At 69.9% G+C, this 19,745-nt stretch carries 15 protein-coding genes; 9 read left to right on the top strand and 6 right to left on the bottom strand.

Features of this window, described 5'->3' with window-relative positions; translation table 11 throughout:
- Nucleotides 1-89: 89 nt before the first annotated feature.
- The 7 genes from ACFQ7F_RS00470 to ACFQ7F_RS00440 all read left to right on the top strand — a co-directional run bounded on the left by ACFQ7F_RS00470 (nucleotide 90) and on the right by ACFQ7F_RS00440 (nucleotide 12,416).
- Nucleotides 90-1,919 (top strand): glycosyltransferase family 2 protein, encoded by a 1,830-nt coding sequence (locus tag ACFQ7F_RS00470; protein ID WP_383263853.1) that lies wholly within the window; start codon nucleotides 90-92, stop codon nucleotides 1,917-1,919.
- A gap of 6 nt (nucleotides 1,920-1,925) precedes the next feature.
- Entirely contained in the window at nucleotides 1,926-2,990 is a 1,065-nt protein-coding gene (gene galE / locus ACFQ7F_RS00465) for a UDP-glucose 4-epimerase GalE (protein ID WP_383263850.1), read from the top strand.
- Between the two features lie 25 nt (nucleotides 2,991-3,015).
- Nucleotides 3,016-4,380 (top strand): UDP-glucose dehydrogenase family protein, encoded by a 1,365-nt coding sequence (locus ACFQ7F_RS00460; protein ID WP_383263847.1) that lies wholly within the window; start codon nucleotides 3,016-3,018, stop codon nucleotides 4,378-4,380.
- Nucleotides 4,377-5,339, top strand: coding sequence for a UDP-glucuronic acid decarboxylase family protein (locus tag ACFQ7F_RS00455; protein ID WP_383263844.1), 963 nt, complete (start codon nucleotides 4,377-4,379; stop codon nucleotides 5,337-5,339). The genes ACFQ7F_RS00460 and ACFQ7F_RS00455 overlap by 4 nt, the downstream gene beginning before the upstream one ends.
- Nucleotides 5,340-5,344: 5 nt before the next feature.
- Entirely contained in the window at nucleotides 5,345-7,021 is a 1,677-nt protein-coding gene (locus tag ACFQ7F_RS00450) for a right-handed parallel beta-helix repeat-containing protein (RefSeq protein ID WP_383263841.1), read from the top strand.
- Between the two features lie 161 nt (nucleotides 7,022-7,182).
- Nucleotides 7,183-11,670 (top strand): aminotransferase class I/II-fold pyridoxal phosphate-dependent enzyme, encoded by a 4,488-nt coding sequence (locus tag ACFQ7F_RS00445; protein WP_383263838.1) that lies wholly within the window; start codon nucleotides 7,183-7,185, stop codon nucleotides 11,668-11,670.
- An 8-nt stretch (nucleotides 11,671-11,678) separates the two neighbouring features.
- Entirely contained in the window at nucleotides 11,679-12,416 is a 738-nt protein-coding gene (locus ACFQ7F_RS00440; RefSeq protein WP_383263835.1) for a class I SAM-dependent methyltransferase, read from the top strand.
- Nucleotides 12,417-12,453: 37 nt separating this feature from the next.
- On the opposite strand, the gene ACFQ7F_RS00435 is transcribed toward ACFQ7F_RS00440, so the two are convergent.
- Together ACFQ7F_RS00435 and ACFQ7F_RS00430 are read right to left on the bottom strand one after the other, a co-directional pair.
- Nucleotides 12,454-14,274, bottom strand: coding sequence for a glycoside hydrolase family 15 protein (locus ACFQ7F_RS00435; RefSeq protein ID WP_383263832.1), 1,821 nt, complete (start codon nucleotides 14,272-14,274; stop codon nucleotides 12,454-12,456).
- A 165-nt stretch (nucleotides 14,275-14,439) separates the two neighbouring features.
- On the bottom strand, nucleotides 14,440-15,093 hold the full coding sequence (locus ACFQ7F_RS00430; RefSeq protein WP_383263830.1) for a TetR/AcrR family transcriptional regulator: 654 nt from the start codon (nucleotides 15,091-15,093) through the stop codon (nucleotides 14,440-14,442).
- Nucleotides 15,094-15,210: 117 nt separating this feature from the next.
- Between ACFQ7F_RS00430 and ACFQ7F_RS00425 the strand changes: the two genes are divergently transcribed.
- Nucleotides 15,211-15,906 carry a hypothetical protein gene (locus ACFQ7F_RS00425; protein WP_383263828.1) on the top strand — a complete coding sequence of 232 codons (696 nt, stop codon included), beginning with the start codon at nucleotides 15,211-15,213 and terminating at the stop codon, nucleotides 15,904-15,906.
- Nucleotides 15,907-16,140: 234 nt separating this feature from the next.
- Here ACFQ7F_RS00425 and ACFQ7F_RS00420 read toward each other — a convergent pair whose 3' ends face one another.
- Together ACFQ7F_RS00420 and ACFQ7F_RS00415 are read right to left on the bottom strand one after the other, a co-directional pair.
- Complete coding sequence (locus tag ACFQ7F_RS00420; RefSeq protein WP_383263826.1) at nucleotides 16,141-16,605, bottom strand: MarR family winged helix-turn-helix transcriptional regulator; 465 nt, start codon at nucleotides 16,603-16,605, stop codon at nucleotides 16,141-16,143.
- A gap of 184 nt (nucleotides 16,606-16,789) precedes the next feature.
- Nucleotides 16,790-17,455: a hydrolase gene (locus tag ACFQ7F_RS00415; RefSeq protein ID WP_383263823.1), complete on the bottom strand. Its 666-nt coding sequence runs from the start codon at nucleotides 17,453-17,455 to the stop codon at nucleotides 16,790-16,792.
- A gap of 281 nt (nucleotides 17,456-17,736) precedes the next feature.
- Between ACFQ7F_RS00415 and ACFQ7F_RS00410 the strand changes: the two genes are divergently transcribed.
- Nucleotides 17,737-17,886 (top strand): hypothetical protein, encoded by a 150-nt coding sequence (locus tag ACFQ7F_RS00410; protein WP_383263820.1) that lies wholly within the window; start codon nucleotides 17,737-17,739, stop codon nucleotides 17,884-17,886.
- 133 nt (nucleotides 17,887-18,019) lie between these two features.
- On the opposite strand, the gene ACFQ7F_RS00405 is transcribed toward ACFQ7F_RS00410, so the two are convergent.
- Nucleotides 18,020-18,262 (bottom strand): hypothetical protein, encoded by a 243-nt coding sequence (locus tag ACFQ7F_RS00405; RefSeq protein ID WP_383263817.1) that lies wholly within the window; start codon nucleotides 18,260-18,262, stop codon nucleotides 18,020-18,022.
- A gap of 747 nt (nucleotides 18,263-19,009) precedes the next feature.
- Nucleotides 19,010-19,681, bottom strand: a complete 672-nt coding sequence (locus tag ACFQ7F_RS00400; protein WP_383263814.1) for an HAD family hydrolase — start codon at nucleotides 19,679-19,681, stop codon at nucleotides 19,010-19,012.
- Nucleotides 19,682-19,745: the final 64 nt, after the last annotated feature.

Genomic DNA, 19,745 nt, shown 5'->3' with positions numbered 1-19,745 from the left:
TCGGGGAGTATCGGGTGCAAAGTCGTACATATACGACGTAAACGTACGAAGTCAGCGTACAGCGTCTGACCCCTCAGGAGCGTCGCACCATGACGCACAGCGAGCCGATGTCGGCGGATCTGGTCCAGGTGGAGCTGGAGCTCGCGCGGATGTCGAACGGCAACGTCGTCCGCGTCACCGCCGGCGGCCCCGTCTTCGGACATCCGCTCCCGGTGCGCACCGTCCGGCCGACGACCTTCGTGCCCGCACTCCCCCGGCGCGACCGGGCCGCCCTGATGGTGATCGCCGTGAGCTGGGCGCTGAGCTTCCTGTGGTTCTGGACCTGGTGGCTGCAGCCGGAGCACCGCGTCGGCTGGGCGGGCCTGGTCGTCAACAGCGCCCTGCTGCTCTACCTCACCGGCCTGCCCTGCTACTTCTTCGTCACCGCCCTGCGCCTGCGCCGCGTTGACCCGCAGCTGCCGGTCCCCCCGCTTCCGGTCGCCTTCGCCGTGACCCGCGCCCCCTCCGAGCCGTGGCCCACCGCCCGGCAGACGCTCGCGGCGATGCTGGCCCAGGACTACCCGCACCCCTACGACGTGTGGCTGTGTGACGAGGACCCGACCGAGGAGGTCATCGCCTGGTGCCGCACGCACCGGGTGCGGATGTCCTGCCGCCGCGGCGTGATTCCGTACCACCGCGGTGACTGGCCGCGCCGCACTCGCTGCAAGGAAGGCAATCTCGCCTACTTCTACGACAACTGGGGCTACCGCCGCTACGACGTGGTCGCGCAGCTCGACTGCGACCACGTGCCCGCCGCGACCTACCTCGCCGAGATGGTCCGCCCCTTCGACGACCCCGCCATCGGCTACGTGGCGGCTCCCAGCATGTGCGACGCCAACGGCGCGGTGTCGTGGGCGGCCCGGGGGCGCCTGCACCGCGAGGCCGTCTGGCACGGGGCGGTGCAGCTGGGGCACAGCGACGGGCTCGCGCCGATGTGCATCGGCTCCCACTACGCCGTGCGCACCCGCGCGCTGCGGGACATCGGCGGCCTGGGCCCCGAGCTCGCCGAGGACTTCTCCACCACGTATCTGCTCAACTCGGCGGGCTGGCACGGTGCGTTCGCCATCGACGCCGAGGCGCACGGGGACGGTCCTCTCACCTTCGCCGACATGATCACGCAGGAGTACCAGTGGTCGCGGAGCCTGACCACCATGCTCCTGGGTCTACTGCCGCGACATCTGCGGCGGCTGCCCCTCGTGCTGCGGCTTCGCTTCTCGTACGCCCTCGCCTACTACCCGCTCCTCGGCCTGATGATCACCGCGGGACTCACGCTCCCGCCGATCGCCGTCCTCACCGGACTGCCGTGGATGAACGTCAACTACTTCGACTTCCTGATCCACTTCTGGGCCATGCCCGTGTGGCTGCTCCTGACCCTGTACCTGATGCGCCGCCGCGGGATGCTGCGCCCGCGCACCGCCCCGCTGATCAGCTGGGAGACGTGGCTGTTCGCGCTCGCGCGCTGGCCGTACGTCATCCTGGGCCTCTTCGGCGCCATCGGGCAGAAGCTGCGCCCGCGCCCTGTCACCTTCAAGGTCACGCCCAAGGACACCGGCGGATCGCGGCCGCTGCCCGCTCGACTCACCCTGCCCTTCGTCGCGCCGGCCACCGCCCTGTCCTCGATCGCCCTGGTGGGTGAGCTGACAAGTCCCTCGGTCGGCTATGTCTTCCTCTGCCTCCTCGCCGCCGCGACCTATGCTGCCGTCGCCCTCGCCGTCCCCCTGCTCCATGTGCGGGAAGCGGCACGGGCCACGGACGTCCCCTTCACCCAGGCGCTGTCCACCGCGCGGCTACCACTCGCCCTCGGCCTTCTGGTGTCACTGCCGGTCGCCACCGCCACCGTCTTCTACCCGGCGTACGCCGCCGCCGTCCTGAGCTGGTGAACGGCCATGAGCGAACCCTCCACCATCCTCGTCACCGGCGGCGCGGGCTTCATCGGAAGCCACACATGCGTCGAACTCCTCGACCACGGTTACGAGTTGATCGCGATCGACGACTATTCCCACAGCACCCCGCAGGTCTTCGCACGAGTGGAGCGGATCACCGACCGCTTCGTCGGCGCCGTCTATGAGCTGGACATCCGTGATCGGCGCGCCCTGTCGGCCGTCTTCGACCGCCACTCCGTGGACGCCGTCGTGCACTTTGCCGCGCACAAGGCCGTGGGCGAGTCGACACGGATGCCCATCGAGTACTACGACACCAACGTCGGCGGCACGACAGCGCTGCTGCGGGTCATGCACGAACACGGCGTGCACCAGCTGGTGTTCTCCTCCTCCTGTTCCATCTACGGCGACGCCGGGCGCGGGCCGCTCGACGAGTCGACCCCCGCCAGGCCCACCAATCCGTACGCCGCTTCCAAGTGGATCTGCGAGCAGGTGCTCGCAGATGTGTGCGCCCGCCGCCCGGAGTTCACCGTGCTCGCCCTTCGCTACTTCAACCCCGTCGGCGCCCACCCCAGCGGGCTCCTCGGCGAGGACCCTGGCGGGGTCCCCGACAATCTGATGCCGTACGTGGCGCAGGTCGCCGTCGGGCGGCGCGAGCGGCTCCCCGTCTTCGGCGACGACTACGCCACGCCCGACGGCACCGCGATCCGCGACTACCTCCACGTCGTGGACACCGCAGAGGCCCACCGCATCGCCCTGGACCATCTCGCCGACGGGCCGGGCCTGCGGGTGTTCAACCTCGGGGTGGGCGCGGGCCGTTCGGTCCTCGACGTCATCTCCGCGTTCGGCGCGGCCTGCGGCAGGACGATCCCGTACGAGATCATGCCGCGCCGCCCCGGCGACGTGACCGAACTCGTCGCCGACGCGAGCGCGGTGGCGCGTGCCTGGGGCTGGCGCGCCACCCGGGACCTGCACGACATGTGCCGGGACGCATGGCGCTTCCAGCAGCTCAACCCCCATGGCTACGCCGGCTCCGGCCGGCACCGGAACGGCAAACAACAGGCCCCTTGAGGCACGACTCGTAAGGAGCGACGTCATGCGGATGACAGTGATCGGCACCGGGTACTTGGGAACGGTGCACGCCGCGTGCATGGCCGACATCGGCCACCAGGTCCTCGGCATCGACATCGATGCCGAACGGATCGCATCCCTGTCGGCGGGACGGGCGCCCATCCACGAGAGCGGCCTGGACGAACTGCTCGCCAGGACCGTCGCGTCGGGCAGGCTGCGCTTCTCCACCTCGCTCGCCGATGGTGCCGCGTTCGCCAGAACGCACTTCATGTGCGTGGGCACCCCCCAGCGACCTGACAGCAAAGCCGCCGACCTGCGGTACGTGGACGCCGTCGTGGACGGTCTGGCCCCGCACCTGCGGCCCGGCAGTCTGATCGTCGGCAAGTCGACGGTCCCGGTGGGCACGGCGGCCAGGGTCGCCGAGCGCCTCGCCGAGATGGCCCCGGACACGGAGGTCGCCTGGAACCCCGAGTTCCTGCGCGAGGGATCCGCGGTCCAGGACACCATGCGGCCCGAGCGGCTCGTCGTGGGCGTGACGTCGCAGCACGCCGAAGCCGTGCTGCGGGCGATCTATACGCCGATGATCGCCGCCGGGGTGCCGTTCTTCAGCACCGACCCGGCGACGGCGGAGCTGGTCAAGGTGGCGGCGAACTCCTTCCTCGCCACCAAGATCTCTTTTATCAACGCCATGGCCGAGGTGTGCGACGCCGCGGGCGCCGACGCATCGGTCCTGGCCGGGGCCATCGGCGCGGACTCGCGGATCGGCCCCCGCTTCCTCGAACCGGGGCTCGGCTTCGGCGGCAGCTGCTTCCCCAAGGACATCCGGGCCTTCGCCGCCCGCGCCGAAGAGATCGGCGCCGGTGAGGCGGTGGTGTTCCTGCACGAAGTCGACCGGATCAACACCCGTCAGCGCCTCCGCACCGTCGACCGGGCACGCCGGCTCCTGGGCGGCTCGTCCACCGGGCGCAGGATCGCCGTGCTGGGTGCGGCGTTCAAGCCGGGCAGCGACGACGTCCGCGACTCGCCCGCCCTGGTCGTGGCGGCGGCCCTGCACCAGCAAGGTGCCACGGTCCGCGTGCACGACCCGGAGGCCATCGACAACGCGCGCGGCATCCATCCGGAGCTCTCCTACGCCCTGGACATCGACAAGACGTGTGAGGACGCCGACCTGGTCCTGCATCTCACCAACTGGCCGCAGTACCAGGACATCGACCCCGCCGCTCTCGCCGCGCTCGTGCACTCCGCCGTCCTCCTGGACGCCCGCAACAGCCTCGACCCGCGCCCCTGGTCGGCAGCCGGCTGGTCCGTGCACGCCCCGGGCCGCCCGCGGCTCTCCCCGGTCGCCCCTGCGGAGTCCAAGGTGGCGGCGCTCACCGGAGGTGCGTCATGAGGGTCGTGGTGACGGGCGGCGGCGGATTCGTGGGATCCCATCTGTGCGAGGCCCTGCTGCGCAGAGGAGACACGGTCTGCTGCCTGGACAACTTCTGCACCGGTGAACCGGAGAACGTCGCCCACCTGCGCGGCGCGCCCGGCTTCCAGCTGATCCGCGCCGACGTGACGGAGCCGCTCGACGTGCCGGGTCCCGTGGACGCCGTCGCCCACCTCGCGAGCCCCGCGTCACCGCCGGACTACCACCGCCTCGCCCTGGAGACCCTGGCCGTCGGCAGCCGCGGCACCGAGAACGCCCTGCGCCTGGCCCAGCGGCACGGCGCCCGTTTCCTTCTCACCTCCACCAGCGAGGTCTACGGCGACCCTGAGGTCCACCCCCAGCCCGAGGGATACTGGGGCCACGTCAATCCGGTCGGCCCGCGCAGCGTCTACGACGAGGCCAAGCGGTTCGCGGAGGCGCTCGCCATGGCGTACCGGCGCAGCACCGGCGTCGACGTGGGCATCGTAAGGATCTTCAATACGTACGGTCCGCGGATGCGGCCGCACGACGGACGCGTGGTCTCCACCTTCGTCCGCCAGGCCCTGGCGGGCAGGCCGCTGACCCTCTACGGCGACGGCAGCCAGACCCGCAGCTTCTGCTACGTCGACGACCTCGTCCGTGGCCTGCTCGCGATGCTCGACAGCGACAGCGGCGGACCGGTGAACCTGGGCAACCCCAGCGAGTGCACCGTCCGTGAGCTCGCGGAACTCGTCCTGCGCAGCACCGGATCGCCCTCGCGGATCGCCTACCGCCCGCTGCCCGTCGACGATCCGTCCCGCCGCCGCCCGGTGATCAACCGGGCCGTGGAACAGCTCGGCTGGACGCCCCGCATCCCCCTCGAAGAGGGCCTGCGGCGCACGGTGGCATGGTTCGCCACGCGCTCCGGGCCGCCGCTCGCGCGGGTCCCGGTGGAGGCCTGATCCCCATGCGCGGAAAAGCCGCCGAAACCGTCGTCGGGCGCCGCACCGCCCCTGGTGTCCTCACCGCCGCGATCGTGCTGATCGGCGCGAGCGGCTGCGCGGCCACACCTCACTACGCGCCCGAGACCAAGAACAGCACGTACTACGTCAGCGCACGGGGCGATGATCAGAACGACGGTTCCTCGCCCGGCCAGGCCTGGCGTTCCCTCGCCCGTGCCGAACGCGTGTCGCTCGAACCCGGCGACCGGCTGCTCCTGGAGGGCGGCGCCCGGTTCACCGGCACGATCACCCTCAACGGCACCGAGGCGGGCCGTGCGAACCGGCCCGTGGTGGTCGGGTCGTACGGCGAGGGCCGGGCGACGGTCGAGGCCGAGGGGTCCCCCGGCATCTCCGTGCACAACACCGCGGGCGTGGAGATCCGCGATCTCGACGTCACCGGGGACCGCGCCGCCTACGCCCGCGACGGCGGCATCAACCTCTACGCCGACCGCCCGGACGGCACAAAGCTGGACCGGGTCTCCGTCTCTGGCGTCACCGTCTCCGGGTTCCAGGTGGGCATCGCGGTCGGCGGCGTCGAGAAGGGCAACGGATTCAAGAACGTGACGATCCGTCAGGCGAAGCTGCACGGCAACAAGGACGCCGGTCTCCTGACGTACGGGCCCCAGCTCTCCCCCGCTCAACCGGCCTACGCACACGAGAACATCGACATCTCCGACGTCGAAGCCCACCGAAATACAGGCGATCCCAAGGCGGTCGACCGTCACACCGGTGACGGCATCATCCTGGGCGCCGTGCGCCACGCCACGGTGCGCGGCTCCAGCGCGCACGACAACGGGAGCAGGTCGGCCGCCGAGGCGCCTTCGGGGCCGGTGGGCATCTGGGCCTACGACGCCAAGGACGTGCTCCTGGAGCACAACACCGCCTACCGCAACCACACGGGCTCCGACGTCGACGGCGCCGGGTTCGGATTCGACGAGAACGTCTCGGACTCGGCCATCCAGTACAACCTGGCGTTCCACAACGACGGCCCGGGCTTCTACGCCTACACCAGGAAGGCGAACGGCGCGCACACCGACAACACGTTCCGCTACAACATCACCGCCGACGACGGCCGCAAGCTGCCGCGCTTCGGCGGACTCGCCGTCTACGGCCACGACGTGCGGAACCTGCGGATCGACCAGAACACCGTGGTCATGACCGCCCTGGAGAACGGGAAGAGCGGCCCCGCCCTGCGGCTGATGGACGGCCAGACGGGCGTCACCGTCCGCAACAACAACTTCGTCACGGACGGCTCCCCGCTGGCCCTGGTGGACCGGGGCCTCACCGCCAAGAACGTCGTCATGCAGGGCAACAACTACCGTGCACCGCAAGGGCAGTGGACCTTGCAGTGGGGTGATCACGCCTATACCGGACTCGGCACCTGGCGGACGGCGACCGGTCAGGAACGCGTCGACGGACAGCCGTCCGGCCTGACCCTCGACCCCTGCCTCGCCGGAGGCGAGCTGCCCTCCATCAGTTCCCCCGGTGACGTGGAACGATTCGCCCCGGACTGCGCCGCCCTCACGGGCAAGGGCCTCGACCTGCAAAAGCTGTTCGGCATCGACCCCGGATCCGTCGACTACTTCGGCCGGACCGTCGATGTGCCTCCGCCGGTCGGGGCCGCGCTGCCCGCGCCGGACTGAAGCGGGCCGAGGATGCAGGCGCCCGCCGCCCAGGCCTACGATGGAAACAGCGAGACCCCAGGTTGACGCGTGATTCTCGGCCGGGTGTCCCTGCCACGCAGGGAGGCGCTTTGCCATTGCTTCGGGCATTCCCTCGGGAACAGACACAGCCCCGTCGGCTCATGGCCGCCTACGTCGTCCTGGTCGCCGCTCTCACCACCCTCTACATGACGCTCCCGGGCCTGCGCGCCGCCCTCTGGGTGCTCATCGGCCTCGGTGGCGTCGCCGCCGTACTCGCCGGTGTGCACGTCCACCGACCCGAGCATCGCTGGCCGTGGCGGGTGCTCGCGGCCGGGCTTTTCGCGTTCGCCGCGGGCGACACGTACTACAACGTGGTCGAGCAGTACTTCCAGGCGGAGAATCCGTTCCCGTCCCCGGCCGACGCCTGCTACCTCGCGGTGTATCCCCTGCTCGCGGCAGGCCTCTTCGGCCTCGTCCGCTACCGCTGGGCGGGCCGCGACCTGCCGAGCCTCCTCGACGCGCTGATCATCACCGGCGGGCTCGCGCTGCCCGTCTGGGTCTACCTCGTCCAGCCGCTCACCGAGGTCGAGGGCCTGACCTGGCCGCAGCGCGCCATCAGCATCGCCTACCCGCTGGGCGACGTACTGGTCCTGGCTCTCCTCGCCCGACTGCTCACCCCTGGCTTCGTCACCGGCCACAATCCCGCGGTACGCCTGCTGGTGCTCGGCACGTTCACCCTGCTCGGCTTCGATATCGCGTACGGGATCCTGCAGCTCAACGGGATGTGGCAGGCGGGCACGCTCCTGGACATGGGCTGGATCGTCTTCTACACGGCGTGGGGCCTGGCCGCACTGCACCCCTCGATGGTGGAGCTGACCGCCTACACACATTGGCGGCAGACTCTGCTCCCACCGCCGCGCAGGCTCGTGCTGCTCGCCGCGGCCACCCTCATCGCCCCGGCGATCCTGCTCGCCGAGGGCCTGCTCGACAGCGCCCATGACGCGGCCGTGATCGCCTCCTTCTCCGGGGCCCTGTTCCTCCTGGTGATCCTCCGGCTCGCGGGCATGGTCGTGGCGCACCGCAAGGCCGTGGACCGCGAGTTGGCGTTGCGTGACGCGGCCTCCTCGCTTGTGGCGGCGATCACGACGGAGGAGATCACCGAGACCTGCGAGACGACGGTCGCCGTGCTGTCCGGGCCAGGGGCCCGGCCCGGGACCCTGCTCCTGGGGGCGGGCGATACGCCACCGGCCCCCTACGCCGCCCGCGACCTGCGGCGCACGCGTCTGGAGCGGGCCGCCGCCCTCGGCCCGGAGATCGCCGACCGCTTCGGGGCCGCGCAGCATGTGCTGGTGTGCCCGATGATCCAGCGCGACCGTCCGGCCGGGGGCGAGCCGCCGGGTGTGCTGATCGCGGCCGGATCCGAGAAGCAACTCGCCGAGATCTGGGGCTCCCTGGAGATCCTCGCCTCGCACGCGGGCCTGGCGACGGAGCGCATCGCGCTCCGTCAGGAGATCATCCGACGGGAGAGTGAGGCGTACTTCCGTACGTTGGTGCGCAACGCATCCGACGTCATCCTCATCATCGACGACGACAACACCGTCCGCTACGCCAGCCCGTCCGCGCAGGCCGTCTTCGGGGCCGTCCCGCTGATCGGGGCCGAGCTGGTGGAGCTGGTGGACCCGCGGGACAGGGACCGAGCGACGCGGGTGCTCGCGGCCATGCGCGGCAGCGGGCAGCAGGAACCCCACGACTACTGGTGGATGCCCCGGGAGGGCGGGCGCATGGAGGTGGAGGTGCGCTGCAGCGACCTGCGCCAGGACCCGACCGTCCGCGGGCTCGTCGTCACCTTGCGGGACGTGACCGAGCAGCGTCAGCTGGAGCACGAGCTCACCCAGCGGGCCTTCCACGACGCGCTGACCGGCCTTCCCAACCGGACGCTGCTCCTGGAGCGCATCGAGCGCGCGCTGCTGCGCGGCCGCCGCGAATCGACGCTGACCTGCGTGCTCTTCATCGACCTCGACGACTTCAAGGTCGTCAACGACACGCTGGGGCATTCGGTCGGCGACCGGCTCCTGGCCGCCGCCGGTACCCGCCTCTCACGGTCACTGCGCCGCAGCGACACCGCGGCCCGGCTCGGCGGCGACGAGTTCGCCGTCCTGATGGAGGACGCGAAGGAGCCTGTCGACGCCGAGATCCTCGCCGCGCAGGTGGTGCAGGCGCTCAGCAGACCGTTCCAGCTGTCCGGCGACACCGTGCGCGTCTCCGCGAGCGTGGGCGTGGCCACGGCTGTGGACAGCGCGGGCGCCGACGAGCTCCTCACCCACGCCGACCTGGCGCTGTACGCCGCCAAGGCCGCGGGGAAGCGTCAGTGGCGCCGCTTCCAGCAGCGGCTGCACGTACGCATGCTGGAGCGTCACGACCTGCAGGCGAGCCTGGACCGAGCGATCACCGACGAGGAGTTCGCGCTGCGCTATCAGCCCGTCGTGGACATCAGCGCGAACGGCGGGCGGGCGAGCGGTGCGGCAGGCGCGGGCGGTGCGGCAGGCGCCGCCGAGATCGTCGGCTTCGAGGCCCTGGCCCGCTGGCCGCACCCCCGGCGCGGCCAGGTGCCGCCGCAGCAGTTCATCCCGCTCGCCGAGGAGACCGGTCACATCACGCCGCTGGGCGCCTGGGTCCTCAGCAGCGCCGCCACGGACATCGCCGGGCTGCAGAGCGTGGGGCCCCCTTCGGGGCGTCATCCTTACATCAGCGTCAACGTGTCCGCGCGCCAGTTCCGCGACGCGGGCTTCCTCGACGAGGTGCACAAGGCCCTTCGGACACCCGGACTCGCCCCGGGGTCGCTGCAGTTGGAACTCACCGAGTCGGTGCTGATGCGGCCGGACGGACAGATCCAGGCGGTCATGCGGGCATTGAAGGACCTCGGTGTCCGGATCGCGGTCGACGATTTCGGCACGGGATTCTCCTCGCTGCGCTATCTCCGCGAGTTCCCCGTCGACGTACTCAAGATCGACAAGACGTTCATCGACGACATCGCCGACGACGCCCGGCAGCTCGCCCTCGTCGAGGGAATCGTGCACCTCGCCGACACGATGGGCCTGCAGGTCATCGCCGAGGGGATCGAGGAGTCCACGCAGCGGGACCTGCTGGCCGGGATGGGCTGCGGGTTCGGGCAGGGCTATCTCTTCGCGCGGCCGCTGACGGCCGAGGAGGGCAAGCGACTCCTCCGCATACGTCGGGGAACCAACGGTGGCGCCGCGGGCCGGCGAGCCGGGCGGAGCGGCCGGGTCGCACCTGGGGCCCCTGTTGCCACTGCCGCCGCCTCCTCCGCAGTTGTCGCCGCCGTCCCCTCCGCACCGGCTGCCCCGACCGCCCCGATCTCCTCGGAGAGGGAGAGCACCATGAGTGAACCGGAGACCGAACTCCTGGGGGCAGAGCGCGATCCGCGCTGGGGCGATCTCGACCATCTGCGGCGGACCAGCCCGATGAGCGACTGCGTCCTTGACGAGGTCCGCGGCCGGCACATCCGCAGCGGGGACCACTGGCTCATCGACTTCGCCTCCTGCAACTACCTGGGCTTCGACTGCGATCCGGAGATCATCGACGCCATCGAACCCGCCGTACGCCGCTGGGGAACGCACCCCAGTTGGTCCCGGCTGCTCGGCAGCCCCCGGCTCTACCCCGAGATCGAGGAGCGGCTCGCCGCGCTGCTCGGGGCGCCCGACACCCTGCTGCTCCCGACGGCCACCCTGATCCACGCCTCGGTGATCCCCGTCCTCGCCGGCGAGGGCCAGGTCTTCATCGAAGCCGCTGCGCACCGCACGGTGTACGACGGCTGCGTGGCGGCCCGCGGGCAGGGCGCGACACTGCGACGGTTCCACGCGGAGCGCCCCGACGAACTGGCCGCCCTGCTGCGGGCTGCGCCGAACGGGGCGGCCCGCCTGGTCTGCCTCGACGGCGTCAACAGCATGAGCGGGAACATCGCCGACGTACCCGAACTGGCCGGGATATGCCGCGACTTGGATGCCACGCTGTACATCGACGACACCCACGGATTCGGCGTCATCGGGGAGCGCGGCGCGGACGAACCGTGCCCCTACGGACTGCGCGGCAACAGCGTCGTACGGCACACGGGCGAGACGTACGACAACATCGTGCTCGTCGGCGGCCTCTCCAAGGCCTACTCGTCGCTGCTCGCCTTTCTCGCGCTGCCGCCCCGGCTCAAGGACCATCTGAAGGTCTCCGCAGCCCCCTATCTGTACTCCGGGCCCTCACCCACAGCCTCGCTCGCGACCGCGCTCGCCGGCCTCGAGGTCAATGACCGGCGCGGCGACGCCATCCGCGCCGATCTGCACCGCAAGACCGTCCGGGTGCTCGACCACGTGGCCGGGCTCGGCCTGCGGACGCTCAACTCCGATCAGCTGCCGATCGTGGAGATCCCCCTGGTCAACGAATCCGACCTGGACGCGGTAGCCGATTTCCTGTGGGAGCAGGGTATCTATGTGACCCTGGCGGCCTACCCGCTCGTGCCGCACGACCGCGTCGGCTTCCGCGTGCAGCTCACGGCTCTGAACTCCGACGGTGACATCGACCGGCTCAACGCCGCTCTGACGCGCCTCTCCGCACGGTTCCCGCTGCGAGCAGGGAGCTGACACCGCCCATGACCCCGACCCGCAACGACGACGTGGACTGGGACAGCTGGCCCGTCCAGGACTACCTCGGCGAGAACTACCGCGAGCTGCATCCGTCCGACGCCGCGGTCATCGCCCACCACTGCGCCTTCTACCGGCAGTTCGCCCCGAAAAGCGCCGCTCGCTCCCTGGAGTTCGGGGCCGGGCCCAACCTCTATCCGCTGATCCTTGCCGCCGCCGCGAGCCGCCGCATCGACGCCGTCGAGGCGAGCGCCGGGGGCGTCGCCTATCTGACCCGGCAGCTCGAACAGGCCCCTGACAACAGCTGGTTGCCGTTTCACGCGCTGTGCCGCCGCCTCAATCCCGACCTGCCGCCGACGCTTCCGGAGGCGCTCGCGGGTGTGCGCGTCGTCCACGGCGACATCCGGGCACTGCCGCCCGGCACGTACGACATCGCGTCGATGAATTTCGTCGCGGAGGGCGTCACCGAGGACTTCGCGGAGTTCACCGACTTCTGCCACCGCTTCGTACGTGCTGTCGCGCCGGGCGGACATCTCGTCGCGGCGTTCATGGAGAACATGCCGACGTACCGCATCGGGCCCACGTCACGGTGGCCCGGCTGCCCCGTGAACCCGGCCGTCGTCACCGAGGTGTTCGCCCCGCTCACCGACCGCCTCGCGGTCACAAGAATCGACGCCGACCCGACGCTGCCCGACTACGGCGACTCCGGAATGGTGCTCCTGACTGCGGCGAGACGCGGGACGTGACCGCTGCTCTCAGACACCCCCTGCACCCCCTGCCGTCTCAGGCACCGGCTTCCTGCAGCGCGAACGCCGTCTCCACCAGCGCGATATGACTGAACGCCCGGGGTGCGTTGCCCAGTTGGCGACGCCCGTCCGGGTCCCACTGTTCCGCGAGCAGACCCACGTCGTTGCGTACGTCCAGGACGCGCTCGAAAGTCTCCCGCGCCTGTCGGAGGCGGCCGGTCGCCGCCAGCGCGTCGGCGTACCAGAGGGAACACGCCACGAACGTGCCCTCGGATCCCCGCATGCCGTCCACGCCGTGCGTGCCCCGGCCGTCGAGCGCGTATCTCCGCACGAATCCGTGGCGGTCCAGGGCTCGCATCGCCCGGACGGTGTCGCGCACGCGCACATCGTCGGCGGGGAGGAAGCCGACCTTGGGGATCAGCAGGGCCGACGCGTCAAGCGCGGGCGACCCGTAGGACTGCACGAACGAACGCCGCTCGTCGTCCCACCCCTCGCGGCACACCTCCCGGTGCACCGCGTCCCGCATCGCGCGCCACTCCCCCGCGGACTCGTTCCGGCCGAGCATCTCGCCCATCCGCAGGGCACGGTCGGCGGCGACCCACGACATGACCTTGGAGTGGACGAACTGCCGCCTGGCGCCCCGGACTTCCCACAGGCCCTGGTCCGGTTCACGCCAGTGCTCCCGCAGATGGCTCATCAAGGATTCCACCAGGCTCCACAGATGGGGCTGCATCGAAATCCCCGCCCGCAACGACAAGTAGAGCGTGTCGAGAACCTCTCCGTAGACGTCGAGCTGGAGCTGATCGGCCGCGGCGTTCCCCAACCGGACGGGCCGCGACCCCTCATAGCCGGGCAGCCACGGCGCCTCGGCCTCCGGCAGTCGCCGCTGTCCGCCCACCCCGTACACCGCCTGCAGATCGGCGGGGTCGCCCGCCACGGCACGCACCAGCCAGTCGAACCAGGCCGTCGCCTCGTCGCGGTAGCCGCAGCGCAGCAGGGCGGACAAGGTCAGCGTGGAGTCGCGCAGCCAGCAGAAGCGGTAGTCCCAGTTGCGTTCGCCGCCGACGCACTCGGGGAGCGAGGTGGTCGGCGCCGCGACGATGCCTCCCGTGGGCGCGTAGGTGAGGGCTTTCAGCGTGATCAGCGAGCGGGTGACGGCCTCCCGCCAGGGGCCCTGATAGCGGCACTGGGCCGTCCAGCGCCGCCAGAAGTCGCCGGTGGCCTTCAGCGCCGTCTCCGCCGGGACCCTCAGAGGCTCGGGCGGGTCGGGCAGGTGCGAGGGCGCCCACACGAGCTGCAACGCCAAGCGCTGGCCCGCCGAGACCGTGAAGTCGAGGACGGTGGAGTCGCGGATGCCGATGTCGTGTGCGGAGGAGTCCACACCCGCCCGTATCTCCATCGGGCCGTCGGCGCTCAGCCAGAGGGAATCCGGCCCGGCGACGGCGACCGTGCAGTGATCCTGGGCCCGCACCCACGGCATGACGCGGCCCTGGTTGAAACGCGGCCGCAGTTCGCTGCGCATGTCCACGGCGCCGGACAGGCCCTCGACCACGCGCACGATGCAGGGCAGTTGCGCGCGGGGCGGCATGAAGTCCGTGACGTGCACGGCACCGGTCAGGCACTCCCAGTGGGAATCCATGACCAGCGTGTCCTGGCGGTAGGCCCGCCGGTCACATGGTCCGGCGCCGACCGGGGAAATCCGCCAGAAGCCGTTGTCCGCCGTGCCGAGCAGCGCGGCGAAACAGGCCGGTGAGTCGAAACGCGGCAGGCACAGCCAGTCGATCGACCCGTCCCTGCCGAGCATCGCGCCGGTTTCCAGGTCACTGATGAGGGCGTAGTCCTCGATGCGAGCGTTCATGATCGAGCCACGCCGTCGTCCACATTGCCGCCCTTCCATTGTACGGCGGGCATGACCCGTAGCGCTCCAAGAAGAACTGCCTCACCGCTGCTGACCTCAGGCTTGCTGTGAACGTTCTGCCTGGCAGGTCTCCCCGTGTGAGGGCCGTGCGGCCACGCGTTCGGCTCAGGTGTCGGCGCCGGGGCGTCGGTCGGGCGTGGAAAGGTAGGCGATTGCCATGTCGCTGAGTTCGTCGGCGTAGCGGCGCCTGGCCGCTTCGCCGGTGGCGGGGTCGGGGCGTATGGAGTTGTGGAAGCAGGCCCCGAGGAGGGCGCGGGCCGCGGCGTCGAGTGCCTTCTGCGGTGGGGAGCGGCGGATCTGGTCGGTGTAGGGGGCTGCTGCGTCGAGCAGGAGGCGGTGGAGCTCGGTGATGGTACGGGCGCCGCGGTCCAGTGACTTGGTTCCCCGCGTGCGCAGCAGTTCGGGGAAGAGGCTGCTGCTGTCGGCGAAGGACTGGAGCAGGGCGTGCGCGTAGGCGTCCATGATGCCGGGGAGCGAGGGCTCGGCCGTGCGCAGTTGCGCTGCTACGTATTCCTCGCGGCGTTCCAGCATCCGCTCGCTCAGGGCAGTGATCAGCTGTTCTTTGTCTTCGAAGCGGCGGTAGATCGTGCCGACGGAGACGCCGGCGCGTTGCGCGACGCCGGCGATCGTCATGTCCTCCAGGCCGGAGGTGGAGGCGATCTCCTCGGCTGCCCGCAGGACGCGGGCGAGGGTCGCGGCGCTGCGGGCCTGCTGGGGTTCCCGGTAGGACGCTGGGCGCTGCTCCGGATCCTCGGTCATGTCCCGCATGGTATCTGCGGCACTCTCAGCAGGACCTTTTGACAACTGGCGCACCCCTCGGCGTACTCTCTTAATGCGAACGTGAATTCACATTCACATCCTATCGGAGGTTCGACCGTGACCGACAACCAGACTCCCCCGCCCGTCACCGTGACACTTGAGGCCGGACCCACCGGCGCCGGGAGCATCGACGACTTCGAGCTCTTCTACGCCCGCCGCGCCCTGGAGCGCTTCCGGACTCTGCTGGGCCGCCAGGGGCTCCTCGACCTCCTGGCCGCGGACATCGAGGAGGGCAACGCCGTCCTGCGCGAATGCGCCCGCACCTCCGACGGAAGCTTCAAGGCAGGCACCACCGTCCTCGCGACGAAGGGCCTCACCTCGGGTGCCTTCCTGGCCTGGATGGACAAGGCCTTCGCGGGCGACGAGCGCGCACTCCTCGCGGCGCACCCCGAGCACTACGTGATGGGCACCGACTCCATCGGTGCGCGCGTGGTGGAGAACATCGGCCCCCACGTCGCCGACTTCTACATGGGCGGCTGGGGAACGGACGCACTGGCCTGGGCCGCGGACGCGGACGAACTCCTCCCGGAGTCGGAGTTTCCGCGCAAGATGTCCTCGAACCTCTTCCTGGCCGACGGCACCGTCGTCGGGCGGGCGCTGATCCAGTTCGGCGACACCGCCGACGGCTTCACCGCGAACCTGACGGTGTACTTCCCCGTCACCTGCCCGGACGAGGTCCTGGACCATCACCTGCGGCACTACGCCGTCGAGTTCAGGAACTGGATCGTCGCCGCCGCGGCCGCCCGCACCTGAGATCCCGGGGCGGCGTCACGACGGATCTGAACCGCCAGCCAGCCACCGACTCTGTGGACGCCTGTCACATGGTGTCCCTGCGTCCGTCACGTGGACCGAAGACCGCAAGGGCATCGGCACCTTCTATCCCCTGGGCAATCGGGGCAACCTGGCCGCACATCCCCCGGGGGCTCCTTCGGCCGTGTCGATCAGTCAGGGTTCACCGTCTACCGGCTCCGGGCCGGCGCTTATCGTTCAGGCGTCGTCGTCCAGCTTCTCCACCACGCGGACGGAGATCTCAGCCAGGGTTCGGAGCTCCGCCGCGGTGAGCTGGTCCAAGAACAGGGATCGGACGGCCTGCACGTGCAGCGGGGCCGCCGCAGCGATGGCCTCGCGCCCCGCTTCCGTGATCACCGCGAAGGCGCCCCGCCCGTCTTCCCGGCACTCCTCCCGCACCACCAGCCCCCGCCGGATCATTCGCGTGATGTGGTGAGACATCCGGCTCTTCTCCCACTCCAGCGCCCGCGCGAGGTCCTGATACCGCCGGCGGCCCTCTGGCACATCCGTCAGGTTGACCAGGACCGCGTAATCCGCCGACGCCAAATGGGATTCCGTCTGCAGCAGATGCGACAGGCGGCCCATCAGCCGCTCATGCAACCGGACGAAACTCCTCCACGCGTGCTGCTCCTCCGCCGTCAGCCAATTCACCCGGTCAGTCACGAGGTCGAGTGTAGTGAACTGGTTGATGCGTCATCGGACCGGCTGGGTGCACGCGGCCACCGTCGCGATACGGCTCGGGCGGAGTCTTCACGCCCGACGTGCTGACGGCTGAGCCTCTTGGGTGGCCGCGTGATGAGCAAGGAGGCGGCACTCCGACACCGGGGCCGCCCCAATGCCCCCGCCGCTACGCCCCGGCCGTCTGGGCGACCGGGGTGTTCAGGAGCTGCTGCTCCCAGAGCGTCGCGATCCCGGTAGCACCTGCATGCCCCAGGGCCGCCAGCTGATCTTCCGGCGTGATGAGGTTCGTCCGGGCCCAGTCACGCTGCCACTCGCCCATCACGGCCAGCCAGGTGACCGGAACGACCCCGGCCTGGATCATGCGCTGCACCGCCATGTCGTGAGCCTCGGCCGACACGCCTCCGGAGGCATCGGTGACGGCGTAGACATCGAAGCCCTCGCCCGCCGCCTGAATGGCGGGCATGGCCACGCAGATCTCCGTCCACAGACCGGCGATGATCAGCTTCTTGCGTCCGGTGGCCTTCACGGCGTCCACCACCTGCTGGTCCTCCCAGGTGTTGATGAAGGTCCTGTTGATCGGCTTCTGGTCCGGAAAGACGTCCTGCAGCGGCTGAATCAGCAGGCCCCCGCGATCTTCCACGACTGTGGTCAGGATCGTCGGGACACCGTAGCCCTTGGCCGCTTTGGCCAAGCCCACGACGTTGTTGGTGACCATCATCGGCTCGTGGCTGTGAAGGTTGGCGAACTGGTACGGCTGGTGATCGATCAGCACCAGGACGCTCTCCTCGGGGGTCAGCAGGGCTTCGAGGCCGGCCTTCGGCGACGTGCTCACGGAGATCTCCTCAGGAGTGCGGGGCACGCGCAAACCAATTTGGTTGACGCATCATCTTTCTATATGACACGTCAACTACTTGTCCAGTGCTGGCTGTTCGAGGGGCAGAGGGCTGTCGGCCGAGCAGCGACGAGAGAACGGCGCGATGTGCAACGACGCCGAAGAACAGGGGCGTGGATGCGCCTCCGGCTGCGGCAGGTGTTGATTGGGCCACCCCGGCCCGTATCCGCCGATGGGCGTGGATCTGTCGCATCAGAGCCCAGTACGCCAGACACAGGCCCTTGCCCCGGCTTCTCGCCCACGCGGAGCGCGCTCCAGCGTTCCAGCGGCGGGCACTTGAGCTCAGGAAGACCGCCGTCGCGGCGGGTGATCCTCAGCTGTACGGGACGCAGTACGCCCACGAGCCGGACGGCTCGGATCTGCGCTCGTAACCGATATCGGATCCGGCCACAAACGAGACCGTCGACTGTCCGCTTCTGTCCCGCAACGCGCTTGAGAATATCTCCAGAACGTCTCTTCCGGCGGCGTACGAGATGACAGCTCTACCGGTAAGCCATCAGATTCCTAAGGCTGGGCGGCGGATCCGGCAGTCTCCTCTTGGGCTCGCAGCATCTGCGCCATGGCCTCCAGGCTCCGCGCCGCGGCCGTGCCGCCACCACACGTCAACGAGGCGATGAGGCTGCCGAGCAGACCGTCGCGGTCGGCGACGATCCGGACCTGGCCGACTTCGACGACGAGGCCCAACAGATCCAGCCGCAGTCCCTGCGGGATGTCGAGCACGACACAATCCGGAGCAGGCGTTGTCATTCTGACGCTCCCTCTTGAAGGGCTGGTGTGCCCCTCCTTGTACCCCTTGAGACAGTCCGTACCCGCCCGCGCGGCTGCACCCGATACCGCTTCGCCAAGCACGTCGCCCGACGGGCACTCCGCCAGGCCTGTCGCGCCTGGTCCTTCCTGTTCAGAGCAGGAGGGCCGGTGGATCCGAACGGTATGGGGCGGGCCCAACTACGCAGCCGAGTGGAGTCCGAAGTAGGGATCGTCCGGCGGGCTCTTAGGCCTACCGCTCCATCGGCCGACTTGCGTAGCCCGCGTTCGGCGACCTGGACCGAACCGATGCGGGTTCCTTCGTGTTCGACGTGCAGAATCCGGGAGCCGACGCGCTTGTGTGTACGAGGCCCTTGGCCTGCCGCTCGCCCGCGTCCGGGCTCTCTCCCTGCGCACCGAACTCACTCCAGCCAGCCGCGCCTACCGCCACCAGCCGAGCCTGGAAGCCGACGACGACAGAGCCCGCCTGCTCCAATCCGTCGCCGACCGGGCCCACGCCCGTTTTGGGCCGCACGCCATCCGGCCCCGCTGCCCTCGCCTCTCCCCTGTCCACCTAAGGGCTCCTGACAAAAGTGGTGGGCTTGACCTGGTCCGAGGTCGATGCCGCGCACGAGGCCGCCGGCTAGCGGGACGTTGTCAGTCACGTAATGGCACGAGACAAACCCGGCGACGTCGGCGATCATCCCCGGGGTACTGGTCGCCCGTCCAGGGCACTTCGACAAGATCGTGCTACGAACTCGCCACCAGGTGAGTCATGGATGAAATCACTCCCAGATTCGCATGTGTCAGAGCGTCGGCTTCGGTGGGGCCTCCGGTGAAGCCGACGACCTGCATCGTCGCGGCGAGCGCCGCGTCCACGCCCGCTGGACTGTCCTCGATCACCAGGCATCGTTCCGGCAAGTACCCCATTGTCCGGGCCGCGTGCAGGAACAGGTCGGGGGCCGGCTTGCCGAAGGGCACGTCGTCGGCGCTGAACACCCGCCCGGTGAAACGGTCCTGGAGCGCGGTGACGGACAGCGAGTGCGCTATGCGCTCGTGACTGCCGCTCGAAGCGACGCAGTAGGGCAGTCTTCGTGCGTCGAGGTGATCCAGCAATTCCCGCACGCCGGGCATCGTCTGTGGGCGCGCGGCGAACGCGTCGCGGAACCTCGTGCGGTACTCCGTCAGCCACTCCGGGCCGATGGGAGCGGCGGCGTGGCTGCGTATCTGGTCATAGAGGTAGCTCTCGGGGCGGCCCAGGAACCGGCGGCGAACCTCTGCTGGGTTCAGGGGCCAGCCGGACTCCGTGGCCATGGCCGCCACGACTTCGGGGCCGATGCGTTCGGTGTCCACCAGGACGCCGTCGCAGTCGAAGATGACAAGCAGGGCGTCCTTCAACGCGATCTGCGCAGGCGTGTTCAACGGTGACCTCGCTTCGTGATGTGGTGTGGTCCGCCGACCGCCCGCCGCTGGTCGAGGCCGCGGT

Source organism: Streptomyces sp. NPDC056486 (assembly GCF_042795295.1).
GTDB lineage: Bacteria > Actinomycetota > Actinomycetes > Streptomycetales > Streptomycetaceae > Streptomyces.
Note: the sequence above shows the minus strand (reverse complement) of the source record. Positions and strands in the feature narration are given on the sequence as shown.

Coding starts and splice junctions, on each gene's coding strand:
- ACFQ7F_RS00470 (WP_383263853.1), top strand. CDS start 90: ATGACGCACAGCGAGCCGATGTCGGCGGATCTGGTCCAGGTGGAGCTG.
- galE (WP_383263850.1), top strand. CDS start 1,926: ATGAGCGAACCCTCCACCATCCTCGTCACCGGCGGCGCGGGCTTCATC.
- ACFQ7F_RS00460 (WP_383263847.1), top strand. CDS start 3,016: ATGCGGATGACAGTGATCGGCACCGGGTACTTGGGAACGGTGCACGCC.
- ACFQ7F_RS00455 (WP_383263844.1), top strand. CDS start 4,377: ATGAGGGTCGTGGTGACGGGCGGCGGCGGATTCGTGGGATCCCATCTG.
- ACFQ7F_RS00450 (WP_383263841.1), top strand. CDS start 5,345: ATGCGCGGAAAAGCCGCCGAAACCGTCGTCGGGCGCCGCACCGCCCCT.
- ACFQ7F_RS00445 (WP_383263838.1), top strand. CDS start 7,183: ATGGCCGCCTACGTCGTCCTGGTCGCCGCTCTCACCACCCTCTACATG.
- ACFQ7F_RS00440 (WP_383263835.1), top strand. CDS start 11,679: ATGACCCCGACCCGCAACGACGACGTGGACTGGGACAGCTGGCCCGTC.
- ACFQ7F_RS00435 (WP_383263832.1), bottom strand. CDS start 14,274: ATGAACGCTCGCATCGAGGACTACGCCCTCATCAGTGACCTGGAAACC.
- ACFQ7F_RS00430 (WP_383263830.1), bottom strand. CDS start 15,093: ATGACCGAGGATCCGGAGCAGCGCCCAGCGTCCTACCGGGAACCCCAG.
- ACFQ7F_RS00405 (WP_383263817.1), bottom strand. CDS start 18,262: ATGACAACGCCTGCTCCGGATTGTGTCGTGCTCGACATCCCGCAGGGA.